This is a genomic window from Devosia nitrariae (genome assembly GCF_030160115.1).
GTDB classification, from domain to species: domain Bacteria; phylum Pseudomonadota; class Alphaproteobacteria; order Rhizobiales; family Devosiaceae; genus Devosia; species Devosia nitrariae.
The window spans coordinates 678,901-691,005 of record NZ_BSNS01000007.1 but is presented as its reverse complement, the minus strand read 5'-3'; the positions used below and the strand labels follow the sequence as shown (position 1 = coordinate 691,005).

At 66.5% G+C, this 12,105-nt stretch carries 11 protein-coding genes; 4 read left to right on the top strand and 7 right to left on the bottom strand.

The window, feature by feature from the left end; translation table 11 throughout:
- Nucleotides 1–29 precede the first annotated feature (29 nt).
- The 3 genes from QQK18_RS08690 to QQK18_RS08680 all read left to right on the top strand — a co-directional run bounded on the left by QQK18_RS08690 (nucleotide 30) and on the right by QQK18_RS08680 (nucleotide 2,544).
- Nucleotides 30–1,388 (top strand): hypothetical protein, encoded by a 1,359-nt coding sequence (locus QQK18_RS08690; protein ID WP_284339915.1) that lies wholly within the window; start codon nucleotides 30–32, stop codon nucleotides 1,386–1,388.
- A complete protein-coding gene (locus QQK18_RS08685; protein ID WP_284339914.1) occupies nucleotides 1,385–2,167 on the top strand; it encodes a COG3904 family protein in 783 nt (260 codons plus the stop codon). Before QQK18_RS08690 ends, QQK18_RS08685 begins: the two co-directional genes overlap by 4 nt.
- Before the next feature lie 77 nt (nucleotides 2,168–2,244).
- Nucleotides 2,245–2,544, top strand: coding sequence for a hypothetical protein (locus tag QQK18_RS08680; protein WP_284339913.1), 300 nt, complete (start codon nucleotides 2,245–2,247; stop codon nucleotides 2,542–2,544).
- A gap of 97 nt (nucleotides 2,545–2,641) precedes the next feature.
- On the opposite strand, the gene QQK18_RS08675 is transcribed toward QQK18_RS08680, so the two are convergent.
- Together QQK18_RS08675 and QQK18_RS08670 are read right to left on the bottom strand one after the other, a co-directional pair.
- The gene (locus QQK18_RS08675; RefSeq protein ID WP_284339912.1) at nucleotides 2,642–3,841 is read right to left on the bottom strand and encodes a GGDEF domain-containing protein; all 1,200 of its coding nucleotides are present in this window, start codon (nucleotides 3,839–3,841) and stop codon (nucleotides 2,642–2,644) included.
- A gap of 49 nt (nucleotides 3,842–3,890) precedes the next feature.
- Nucleotides 3,891–4,505 carry a DUF4893 domain-containing protein gene (locus tag QQK18_RS08670; RefSeq protein WP_284339911.1) on the bottom strand — a complete coding sequence of 205 codons (615 nt, stop codon included), beginning with the start codon at nucleotides 4,503–4,505 and terminating at the stop codon, nucleotides 3,891–3,893.
- A gap of 121 nt (nucleotides 4,506–4,626) precedes the next feature.
- Between QQK18_RS08670 and QQK18_RS08665 the strand changes: the two genes are divergently transcribed.
- Nucleotides 4,627–5,010: a hypothetical protein gene (locus tag QQK18_RS08665; RefSeq protein ID WP_284339910.1), complete on the top strand. Its 384-nt coding sequence runs from the start codon at nucleotides 4,627–4,629 to the stop codon at nucleotides 5,008–5,010.
- A gap of 103 nt (nucleotides 5,011–5,113) precedes the next feature.
- On the opposite strand, the gene QQK18_RS08660 is transcribed toward QQK18_RS08665, so the two are convergent.
- The 5 genes from QQK18_RS08660 to QQK18_RS08640 all read right to left on the bottom strand — a co-directional run bounded on the left by QQK18_RS08660 (nucleotide 5,114) and on the right by QQK18_RS08640 (nucleotide 12,104).
- Entirely contained in the window at nucleotides 5,114–5,530 is a 417-nt protein-coding gene (locus QQK18_RS08660) for a metallopeptidase family protein (RefSeq protein ID WP_284339909.1), read from the bottom strand.
- Nucleotides 5,531–5,532: 2 nt separating this feature from the next.
- On the bottom strand, nucleotides 5,533–6,939 hold the full coding sequence (gene leuC / locus QQK18_RS08655) for a 3-isopropylmalate dehydratase large subunit (protein WP_284339908.1): 1,407 nt from the start codon (nucleotides 6,937–6,939) through the stop codon (nucleotides 5,533–5,535).
- A gap of 259 nt (nucleotides 6,940–7,198) precedes the next feature.
- Entirely contained in the window at nucleotides 7,199–8,791 is a 1,593-nt protein-coding gene (gene purH, locus QQK18_RS08650; protein WP_284339907.1) for a bifunctional phosphoribosylaminoimidazolecarboxamide formyltransferase/IMP cyclohydrolase, read from the bottom strand.
- Between the two features lie 98 nt (nucleotides 8,792–8,889).
- Nucleotides 8,890–10,542 (bottom strand): heparinase II/III family protein, encoded by a 1,653-nt coding sequence (locus QQK18_RS08645; RefSeq protein WP_284339906.1) that lies wholly within the window; start codon nucleotides 10,540–10,542, stop codon nucleotides 8,890–8,892.
- Nucleotides 10,543–10,802: 260 nt separating this feature from the next.
- On the bottom strand, nucleotides 10,803–12,104 hold the full coding sequence (locus QQK18_RS08640) for an RsmB/NOP family class I SAM-dependent RNA methyltransferase (RefSeq protein ID WP_284339905.1): 1,302 nt from the start codon (nucleotides 12,102–12,104) through the stop codon (nucleotides 10,803–10,805).
- Nucleotide 12,105 lies beyond the last annotated feature (1 nt).

Below are 12,105 nucleotides of genomic sequence, written 5' to 3'. Positions count from 1 at the left end.
CAAGGTCCAATCCGGGGGCAGATCTCGCCATGAACCTGCGCAACAATGCCGTTCGTCTTGCCGATACCATGAGGGGCGTCGAGACGATGTCCCGCTTTGCGCTCGCCGTGCTGGCGCTCGCCTCCGGCGTCTACACCTATCTCGGGGTCAGGGGGCTGCTCGACGGATCGGCATCCTTCGTCTTCTTTGCCGCCATCATCTATTCGGCTGCGGTGTCGGTCGCCATCTACGCCTTCTGGACGTTCATGCTGCGCTTCGTGCCGCTGGTCGTCTCCGGCTTCCAGCGCATCGCGCTCTTCGCCATCATGGCGGTCGGGTGCGCCATGATCATCGCCATGAGCTCCTGGCTCAATGCAGCCGCGCTCGCAGGCTCGGCTGCGCTCGAGCAGCATATGGCGGTGACCCTCGAGGGCTACGCCGAGGACCTCGACCGGGCTCATGCCAATGCGCTGTCGGCCCAAAGCCTGTTGCCGGACGTGCTGCGCGCCTCGGACCGGTTCGAGCGGCTGGCGCTCAACGAGCGCGAGAGCGGGGCGCTGACCGGCACGCAGGGCTCCGGCAGTGTCGTGCAGCTGCTGACGCAAATGAGCGCACAGATGGACGAACTCGCCGCCAGCATCACCGGATCGCGGGGTGAGGTGCAGGAACTCTTCGATCAAGGCAGCGCCCGGCTCGCCACCATGCGCGAACTTGTCTCGACGCCCGGCAATATCGGGCCGCGCTCGGACCAGTTCTCGGCGGAAGCCGTGCAGTTGACGGCTGTGGTCGCGGCGCTGGAGCAGACAGGCGTTGCCCCCTCGGTCAAGCGCGCGGCGGCCGATCTTTCGGCCGGCTTCATCGCGCCGGTCGCCGACGGCGGGACGGCCGACCTCGTCTCGCGCCAGGACCAGGTGATGGAGACCGTGCGCGCCTCGGTTGCCGCGCAATCGGCGGCACTCACCGCGGCGGCCGACGAAATCCTCGCCCAGGCGCCGGCCGAGCAGCGGCGGTTCGTGCCGCTCTCGAACGCCGAAGCGGTCATCCACTATTGGTCCGACTTCATCCCCTCCTGGGCAGGCGCTATCTCCATCGACCTGTTGCCGGTGGTGTTGGTCCTCGTACTGATGGTGGTCAACGACGCGATGCGCAGGGACGCAGAGGCCATGGACGAGGCGGAATCGGTCACGGCCGCCGAGATGATCCGCGCGCTCGCGCTCTATCGCCAGATCAATGCGGAGGAAGCATCTCCGGCGCCGACAACGAGCACCGAACCGATCGTGGTGGAGGACCCTCCGGCTGTGGACACCCCGGCGGTTCCCGCCAGTTCGAGTGCCGATGCGGTGGACGGGACTGTCACCCCGATCGATGCGGCTCAGCGCAAGCGCAATGACGGGCCGGTGCGGCCATGACCACCAGGGGCGTCGGCGGCCGGACGTCCGCGTGGCTTGCAGGCCTTGATGACGGCACCATCATGCGGGCGGCCTTCTTCTCACTTCTGGCCGGAACGCTTGGTGTTCTCTATGTCGATTACAGCGAGCTGACGGCGGGAGACGCGGCCGCATTCGCCGCGCCGCTTGAGCCCATCCTGCCGCCGGCAAATCCCGAGGCCGCCGGCGGCGGAGCGATGCCGGCGATCGTGTCGGACCGGGACGCGCTGGACGCGCCGCTTTCCATCGAGCTCTCGACCGGCGGCGAATTGCGGCTGACCGGCACGTTCGATCCGGGCTCGGCCGAACGCTTTGCCGCCGAGGTCGCGGCACGCGGCGAATATGTCGAGACGGTGGTACTCGAATCCCCCGGCGGATCCGTCGTAGATGCGCTCGCCATCGGCTCGCTGATCCATGAGAAACGCTTTGCCACTCGTGTCGATGCCGGACGGCTGTGCGCCTCGTCTTGCCCCATCGTCTTTGCCTCCGGTGCCGAGCGGATCGCAGGGCCAGACGCGGCGGTGGGTGTGCACCAGGTCTATGCCAGCGCGGTTGCCGGTGACGTACGCGCCATGCCCCAGGCGGGCGAAGCAATGTCGCGGGCGCAGACGATGACCGCCGAGATCACGCGGCACCTGACCAGAACCGGGGTCGACCCGGCGCTGTGGCTGCATGCATTGGAGACGACACCCGATCGGCTCTATTATTTCAGCAGCCAAGAGATGGAAGCGTTCAACCTCGTCACACGGTTGCCGTCATGAGGCCATAAGTTCGGCCAGCTTGGAACCGTAAGAGGGCCGGTTCGTTGAGCACAAAACATTGCGGAAGGGAGGCCACAATGCACGATACCCACACACTGATCCGACATCGCGACATCCAGACCTGGGTGAGCGAGCGCCGTGGCATTCCGGCCATTGCGCGCGTGCGCAATAATTTCGGCGACCTGCGGGCCAGACTATGCCTCAGTTTCGAGCGGCAGCGGCGCTCGAACGAGAACAGGGCCAAGGCTGACGACGGCATGAGCCCGGTCTCGTGGACGGCATGGCTCGCCGAGCTCGACCGGCAGAACCTCGCCCTCAAGGTCTCGGGCAGCGATAAGCCGGAGTTCGAGTTCGTCGCCCGGCATCAGAGGTCCTGACGGGAACCTCCATGCCGGCGCCGTTGTGGCGGAGTCCTCCAACCTCTTGTTGTGGCGGGATTTTTCGTGAGCCCGTTCACGCGTTTTTGCGTGTGCTCTAGCGGGAGGCGAGACGTTCCATCGGGTGCTCGGGCATGACGTCGTCACTATAAGACGCGACCTGCACCCGATTGCGGCCTTCGCGCTTGGCCTGGTAGAGGGCACCGTCCGCCCTCCGCAGCGCGTCCGAGTGGCTGTCGCCGGGCTCGATCTGCGAGACGCCCATGCTGACAGTCGTGCGCAGGCTGGCTGAAAACGGAAAGACGAGAGCAGCAAAGCGCGTGCGGACGTTTTCGGCAAGCAGACGGGCGCCCGAGGCCTCGACGCCGGGCATGAACACGCCGAACTCCTCGCCGCCCAGGCGCCCGACGATAAAGTGCTCTCCGGCCGATTCTTTCAAAAGCCGCGCAAAGGCGACGATCACAGCGTCGCCACATTCGTGGCCGTGGGTGTCGTTGATGGCCTTGAAGTTGTCGAGGTCGGCGATGATCATGGTGCCGGGCATGCCCGTGCGGCGCAGCGTTGCGATGCCTGGTCCGACCCGGTCGTCGAATCCGCGCCGGTTGAAGAGGCCCGAGAGCTTGTCGGTCTCGGAGCGGGCTGTCATCTCCTCCATCAGGTTGCGCACGAGGATGAGGAGGATGAGCAGGCCGTTGGCGATAAGGAGGAACGCGCCGGCGGTCTGCGAGATCGCTGCGTAGGTCGAGTTGATATAGTCCTGCGGGCTGGCGCCCGAGCCGATGGCGGCCGCGAGCAGGGGCTTGGCCAAGAACTGCAGGGCACTCAATATGAAGAGCCCGCCAAGGATCAGGTCGAGGGCGCGCTTGGCCTTGTGGCGCAGGATCACCCAGGCGCCGACCGTCATGACCGCCGCATAGGGCGCCTGATAGAGCACCATGCGCGCAAAGCTCCCGCGCGGCCAGTCGATGATAACGAGGATAGTCACAGTCGAGACGGCGAGGATGCCGCCGAGCACGCGCCAGGGTACCGGCTGGCGATAGTGGCGGGCGAGCCCGACGACGATGAGGAGGGTTGCCAGCAGGAAATCGAGGAAGATGGCGATGCCGACGAGCCGGGGATCCTCCTGGAAGGGCAGGATGAATTCGAGGACGACGTTGAAAACGCCCAGCCCGTAGGCGGCGCTTTGCCAGCGCGCCGCGTCCGAAGTCTTCTGATAGGCGGCCACAACGCCGAACGAGACCGCGAAGATGGCGGCGATGAAGAGGTTGATGGTGAGAACGAAGGTGGCGGCGCTCATGACGGTCTCGAAGTCTTACCCATGCTAGCCACTGGCGGCCAATAAGCCGTTAACGGTTTCCGCTGTCCGATTCGGGCAACAGTACAATGACGTCATGAAAGGACTCGAGGAGCGGTGACGGCAGCTCGAGAACATAGCTGTCGCCGTCGGGGCTGACCTTGTAGAGGCAGCCGACCTGGTCGCGCTCGCTCGCGCCGTCATAGGCGAAAGGACCTTCGTCGGCATAATGGAGTGCGCCGCGATAGAAATAGCCGTCGCCGGATGCGGTCAGGTTGCCGGCAAAGCGCTGCGAGCCGGTTCCCTTCACGATGGCGTAACCGCCTTCGGTTGCCTCGAGCGTGCAGTCGAAGAACTGATAGACGACGAGGGGCGAGATGTCGCCGAGCTTGATCGTGCGGCAGTGGTAGTCGCCCTCGGGCAGATCGCCGGCGGGCGCGAGGCCGTTGGCATAGAGCCCGGCCACGGTTTGCCGCGCCTCGCCGTCGGCTTCGGTAAGAGCCGCAGCCAGGCCACGCAGGCGCGACCATTCAAGACCGGCAAGCCTTGACGCGTCGCGCTCGGAAAGGGTGCCTTCAGGCGCCGTGCAGGGCGCCACACCCTGAGCCAGGGCCGGCGCCGGCAGGGCGAGCGCAAGGATGAGACCCAGGCGGGCGAGGGCGGGCATGAGGCGTCTCCGGGGGTTGAATGCGGAGCGGCACGGGCGCAGCATGGATGCAGGCGGGCGACGACGAAACTCTTCGCACGGTCAACAGTTGAGTCAATAAGCAAAATCCCGGGAGGTGCCTATGGCCAAGATCCTGACGAATCGCGACGACATCCGCCAGTGGGCGATCGCGCGCGGCGGTAATCCGGTGCTGATGGAAGTGCCGGCGGGCTCGTCGAGCCGCACCATCCTGCAGATCACCTTCGGTCAGGACGCACTCAACGCCTCGAGCAACCAGGGACCGGACCGGGTCGGTGGCTTTCAGCTGGTGAGCTGGGAGGAGTGGTTCTCGGCGCTCGACGAAAACGGACTGGCGCTGCGGGTTTCGGACGATCCGTCGGGCGGCAACGAGATCGAGTACGAATTCGTGGCGCGGGACGAGGCCCAGCGCGAGTCCACCGATGCTGCCCAGAAGCCTGCGGCGGTCACCGTGCAGCCGCCGGGACGGCCGTTGCCGGACGAGTAGGTCGAGACGGGTGACATTCTGCCGAGGTTCCGCACCCGCGCCCACGCAGGTGAATTGTCGCGTTTTCGAACCGCAAAAATGGTGCCACTTTGCTAAGAACGCGCTATTCCCCTCGCTCAGCCGCTTCCTCCAGGGCTTCCATGTCTTCGTCGGAAAAGCCGAAATGGTGGCCGATCTCGTGGATGAGGACGTGGGTGACGATCTCGCCGAGCGTATCCTCGTTCTCGGACCAATAGTCGAGGATGGGGCGGCGGTAGAGCCAGACGCGGTTGGGCATCTGACCGGACTGCGGCACGTCACCGTCATGGGCCCGCCCTACCCCCTCGAAAAGCCCCAGCAGGTCGAAGGGGCTTTCCAGTCCCATCTCCTCGACAACGTCCTCGTCGGGGAAGTCGGCCACGCGGCAGGTCACGTCCGCGGCCAACCCGCGGAACTCGGCAGGCAGGCCTTCGAGAGCGGCCAGGGCCAATTGCTCGAAATCATCGAGCGAGGGCGCCAGGCGCTCCGCCCATTCGTTCACCTTCACCGCCACTGGCGGATGTCGACGAAATGGCCGGCGATGGCCGCGGCGGCGGCCATCGTGGGCGAGACGAGGTGCGTGCGGCCCTTGAAGCCCTGACGGCCTTCGAAATTACGGTTCGAGGTCGAGGCGCAGCGCTCCTGCGGCCTCAGCTTGTCGGCGTTCATGGCCAGGCACATGGAGCAGCCGGGCTCGCGCCAGTCAAAGCCGGCTTCCTTGAAGACCTTGTCGAGACCCTCGGCTTCGGCCTGCGCCTTCACCAGCCCGGAGCCGGGCACGACCATGGCCGAGACGCCCTCCTTGACCTTGTGGCCGGCCAGCACCTTGGCGGCTGCGCGCAGGTCCTCGATGCGCCCGTTGGTGCACGAGCCAAGGAACACCCGATCGATGGCAATGTCGGTAATTTTGGTGCCCGGCTTCAGGCCCATGTAATCGAGCGCTCGCCGCTTGGAGGCCCGCTTGTTCTCGTCGGCAATGTCGTCGGGGTTGGGCACGACGCCCGTGACCGACACCACGTCCTCGGGCGAGGAGCCCCAGGAGACGATGGGCGGCAGGTTTGCCGCATCGAGAACCACAGTGCGGTCGAAATGCGCGCCCTCGTCGGAATAGAGGCTCTTCCAATAGTCGAGCGCCATGTCGAAAGCCGTGCCCTTGGGTGCGCGCGGCTTGTCCTTGACATAGGCGAAGGTCGTCTCGTCCGGTGCGATGAGGCCGGCACGCGCGCCGCCCTCGATGGACATATTGCAGATGGTCATGCGGCCTTCCATCGAAAGCGAGCGGATCGCCTCACCCGCATATTCGATGACATGGCCGGTGCCGCCAGCGGTGCCGATCTCGCCGATGATGGCAAGGATGATGTCCTTGGCGGTCACGCCCGGAGGCAGTTGCCCGTCGACGCGCACCAGCATGTTCCTGGCCTTCTGCTGGATCAGCGTCTGCGTTGCCAGCACGTGCTCGACCTCCGAGGTGCCGATGCCGTGGGCGAGCGCGCCGAAGGCGCCGTGAGTCGAGGTGTGGCTGTCGCCGCAAACGATGGTCATGCCGGGCAGGGTGAAGCCCTGCTCGGGGCCGACGATGTGGACGATGCCCTGACGCTTGTCGAGTTCGTTGAAATACTCGACGCCGAAGTCCGCAGCGTTCCTGGCAAGGGTATCGACCTGCACCTTGCTCTCGGGATCATCGATGCCGTGGGTGCGGTCGGTGGTCGGCACGTTGTGGTCGACGACGGCGAGCGTGCGCTCGGGCGCGCGCACCTTACGGCCGTTGATCCGCAGGCCCTCGAAAGCCTGCGGGCTCGTCACCTCGTGCACGAGGTGACGGTCGATATAGAGAAGCGAGGTGCCGTCTTCGTTGTTGGCGACCAGGTGGTCATCCCAGATCTTGTCGTAGAGCGTGCGTTGAGTGGTCATCTCGCGGTCAATCCATATCGGCTGGCAATCTTGGCGGCATCGTCCCGGCTGGACAGCGCCAGATTGGAGCCGTTCTAAGCCGCCCTCCGGCAGCGGTCAAGACGCATGCGTACTCTTGGGTACGGTTGCTCGGCAGCCGACCGCCTGGTGGGGCGCACGCCCTCAGCAGATGCCCGATCGGAGATTGCCGCGGTTTCGAACCGTAGAAGTGCCGTCCATCCCGTATCTAGTCCGGCACGGGCTTTTTGCTGAAACCGCTCTAATGGCGGAAGTGGCGCATACCGGTCATGACCATGGCGATGCCGGCCGCGTCAGCGGCTGCGATCACTTCATCGTCACGTACCGATCCCCCGGGCTGGATGACGGCGGTGGCGCCGGCCTCGACCAGTGCCTCGAGCCCGTCGGCGAAGGGAAAGAACGCGTCGGAGGCAACGACCGAACCTTGTGTCAGCGCGCCCTCGATCCCGGCGGCTTCAGCCGCATCGATCGACTTGCGGTGCGCAACGCGCGCAGAATCCACGCGGCTCATCTGGCCGGCGCCGATGCCGACCGTCGCCCCGTCCTTGACGTAGACAATGGCGTTGGACTTGACGTGCTTGGCAACCTTTGCGGCGAGCCTCAGGTCGCGCAGTTCCGCGTCGCTCGGCGCCCGTTTGGTCACGACCTTGAGGTCGCAGTCGTCGACATTGCGGTTGTCGCGCCCCTGGACGAGCAGCCCGCCGGCGACCGAGCGCACGGTCAGCCCCTCGGCCTTGGGGTCGGCGACGCCCCCGGTCAGCAGCAGGCGCAAATTCTTCTTGGCGGCGATGATCTCGACGGCCTCTGGGGTGGCGGAGGGGGCAACGATCACCTCGGTGAAGACTTTGACGATCTCGGCGGCGGCCCCGGCGTCGATCTCGCGGTTGACTGCGACGATTCCGCCGAAGGCGGAGACGGGGTCGGTGCGCAAGGCGTTGCGGTAGGCGGTGATGACGTCGCCGGCCAGCGCCACGCCGCAGGGGTTGGCGTGCTTGATGACGGCGACGGCTGCCACCTTTGCCGGATCGAACTCGCTGACGAGCTCGAAGGCGGCGTCGGTGTCGTTGATGTTGTTGTAGGAGAGGGTCTTGCCTTGCACCTGGCGGGCAGTGGCAACGCCCGGCCGGTTCTCGCCGGTCGCATAGAAGGCCGCCCATTGGTGCGGGTTCTCGCCGTAGCGCATGACTTCGCGCAAGGCGCCGGCGAAACTGCGCCAGGGCATGTCGGGGAAATCGAGCGCGCGCGAGAACCAGGCAGAGATGGCCCCATCATAGGCGGCGGTGCGGGCATAGGCCTTGGCGGCGAGCCTCTGGCGCAGGTCGTAAGGTACGCCGCCCTCGCGCGAAACAGCCTCGATGATGACCGGATAGTCGGCCGGATCGACGACAACGGTCACATAGGCGTGGTTCTTTGCGGCCGAGCGGATCATGGCCGGTCCGCCGATGTCGATATTCTCGATGATCGTTGCGTAGTCGGCGCCCGAAGCGACGGTCTTTTCGAAGGGGTAGAGGTTGACGGCGACGAGGTCGATGGGCCCGATGGCGTGGGCGTCCATGGCCGACTTGTGCTCGGGATTGTCGCGTACGGCCAGGAGCCCGCCATGGACGTTGGGGTGCAGGGTCTTGACCCGGCCGTCCATCATCTCGGGAAAGCCGGTCAGGTCGACGATGTCGCGGACGGCAAGACCTGCCTCGGCAATCAGCTTATGCGTGCCGCCGGTCGAAACCAGTTCGGCGCCGGTTCCCGCAAGCGCTCCGGCGAAATCGGCAATGCCGGTCTTGTCAAAGACCGACAGCAATGCCCGACCGACTGCGACCGTCCTGCCTTCAGCCATCTCGTCACCTGCCGCATGAAAATGAGAACAGCGGCTCGCTAGCACGCTGCGCCGGCAAAGGGAACAGGCGGTCGCCACTTCCGTGGCGAGAGAAAGGCTCAGCCGGTCTCGCGGGTGAAGATCCAGGCGATCTCGGTGCCGGCCACGGCCTCGGCCTCGAGGACGAGCTGGCGCGTCTTGTGGAATCCGAGCGAAGTCGAGTGGCGCACGCTCTCGTCCTCGCGCAGGTTCGCGCCTTCCCAAAGGAAGGTCCAGACAGCGCCGTTGGCAAGTACGAGCCGCACCATGCCTTCGCCGGCCTGACGCACCATGGTGCCGGGCGCCAGGTGGAAGCGCAGGGCGAGACTGCCGGAAAGGCCGCGCTCGCCGCTCGCAACGAGCCTGTCCTGGCCGACGAGGGTCGCACCACCGGCAAGCAGGGTGATGCGCCGCTCGATGGTGAGCGCGAAGCGGGCGGCATAGCCGTCGGTCGACAGCACCATCTGATGGTCGGCGGCCTTGACTTCGGCGCTCGGCGGCACCGCGCCCTCCAACAGCCGTCCAGCGAAGATGCCGCGCTCGGCGATGCGGGCACTGCTCTCGTCCGCGATGGTCGGGGCCGAATGAGCGATGGTCTGGCGGAAGAGGTCGCGGTTGGCGCCGAGTTCGGCAGGGGCGGGTCCGCAATTGCCGACGACAAGTTCCGTGCCATGACTGAATTCGAAGGCGAGTGCGCTAGCATGGGCGTCGGCGGCAAAAACCGGCGGCGGCGCCAGACCGCTGTCGGCGACGACCGTTGCCTCGCCGTCATTGAGGATCGCGTAGCCGCCGACGATCGCGGCTGCACGCCTGCGCCGTTCTCCGCTATGAGCCTGCACCGAGATGAGGGTGTCGTGGGCGAGTTGCCCACAACCGTTGAAATAGCCCGGCTCCCCGGTGCCGAGCGTCAGCGCGTCGAGGCTTGCATGCATGCGCTCCACCTGGGCGGCGAACTCGAGGCTCGGCGCCGACTTGAGGCCCCCGAGCGATTGTCGAACGCTGGCTAGCTCGACGAGCAGGGAAAGCTGCGTGCGGGCATTGCGCGACAGGTGCATGCCGTCGCCGTCGATCTGGCCGGCGAGCTCGGCGTCGAGCCGGGTGAGCCGGTGCTCGATGTCCGCCTCGGATTCGGGGTCGAGATCGCAAATGGCGGCGCCGGTCAGTGCGGTCGCGCAAAGCAGCCGCTCGACCGGATCGGCCGACAGGCGGCTGCGCAGCTTCAGGCTCTGGATCTGGGTCGAGAGCGACCGCTGGATGGCGCGCACTTCTCCGGAGCCCGCCCCGTCGGTCAGGACGTCGAGGTGGCGCAGCCAGTTGAGCACGCGCTGGGCGGTCACGGCAGGAGTCCAGCTGTCGCGCTCGAAGCGCCCTTCGTGGCCGATCCAGTCAAGCACCAGGGTGCGTGCGAAGCCGCGTTCGCCGGCATCGCGCAGGTCGCGGAAATGACGCAGCCAGGCAAAGCCGTGGAGCGCGGCGAACCAGTCGGGCTGATCGGTATCGACTGCAAAGGGGGAGATGCCGCCAGTCTCGACGAGCCTGCCGGCCAAGAGATAGCGACCGGCCATCATGTCGCGCACCGCCTCGGGATCGCTCGGGCGCAGTTCGGAAAGCGCGGCGGCAAATCTGTCGTCGGCCAGCCCTGTCCAAGTCCAGCGCAGCCAAGGCGCGGTCAAGACAAGATCGGCGGCACGCAAAGTCGCCCTGCGCGCCAGGAACCGGATGCTCTCAAACACTTACAACCCTCGCCGCGGAACCGGCACCGTTCCGGCGGCCTGTTCGTCTGTCCCCGCGGACCGTGCGCGCCAAGGCGCACTCGCCCGTAACGATGTCGCTCCCGGCCGTTGAGTCTAATCCCGACGGCTTAACAAACTCATGCCTGCCGGCACGCCCCTGGAGCCTCCCGTTCCGTTTGAACCGGAACGGGCGCTCCACGCTCTCGATTCGTCGCGTTTTCGAACCGCAAAACCGTGTCCCACATTTGCGGAAAACGCTCCTAGCCCCGATGGCGGAAACGCGCGACGAAGAAACCGTCCATGCCGCCGGCGACCCCGCCCGGATCGAGCCCCGGATGGGTCCGCACAAGCCCCTCTGGCGTGATTCCGCCTTCCAAGCCAACCACTTCTTCTGTCACAATCGGGGCCAATTCGAGTCCCGTGAGCGTGTCGAGCGCCCAGGCGACCTGGTCCTTGCCCTCCTCGCGCTCGAGCGAGCACACGCAATAGATGAGCGTGCCCCCGGGCTTGAGGCAGCGGAAGGCATTGGTGATCAGTGCCCGCTGGAGGCTCACGCGTCCGGCGATGCCGTGGGCCGTTCGGTGCCAAAGAACTTCGGGATGGCGGCGAAAGGTGCCGGTGGCCGAGCAAGGGGCATCGAGCAGCACGCCGTCATAGAGCGAAGAGGGCGCGAATGTGCCGGCGTCGGTGGTAAGGGTCTCGGCCTTGTAGCCGAGCCGGTCGAGATTGGTCTCGAGCCGGCCGATGCGTGCCGGATCGGCATCGACCGCGGCGACCTGATAGCCGGCCTTGACGAGCTGGGCGGTCTTGCCGCCGGGGGCCGCGCAAAGATCGAGAACGCGCGCGCCGGCCGGCAGACCCATCAGCCGGGCCGGCAGGGCCGAGGCGGCATCCTGCACCCACCATTCGCCCTCGGCGAAGCCGGGCAGGGCGTCAACCGGCCGGTCGCGCTCGGCAACGCGCACCGAATCGGCAATGAGGTGAACTGCCCCCAACGCGGCGATGCGTTCGGGGCTCGGATCCTTGAGGGTGAGGTCGAGCGGTGCGCCAGCCAGCAGCGCGCCGGCGAAGCGCGTCACTGCGCTCTCGCCATAGGCCGAGCTCCAGCGGCGGGCGGCGTCGGCCGGCAGCAGCAGGCTTTGCGGCAGGCTCCAATAGCGCGTCGCGTGGCTTTGCGCCCGGCGGAGCACCGCGTTCATCAGGGCGGTCAGGTGGCCGGCCTTGCGGTCGCGCTTGATCGCTTCGACGGCAAGGTGCACCGCACTATGGGCACCGAGCTCGGGCAGATAGACGAGCTGGGCGACGGCGAGTCGCAGCACCGCTTCGAACGAGCCACTCTTCCTGGGAACGCCACGCTCGAGGAGTTCGGCGAGGATGAAGTCGATCTGGCCGTGGCGGCGCAGCGCTGCCGTCACCAGCCGGTTGGCGAGCGCGCGGTCTCTGCCGTCGGCGATCTCGGCCGCGCCGATAGGCGCGAAGGCCTCGCCGGCCAATATGGATTTCAGCCGCTCGGCAGCGGCAAGACGGGGCGCAAGCCCCGCCGGCTCCTTGGATGAAGTCAAA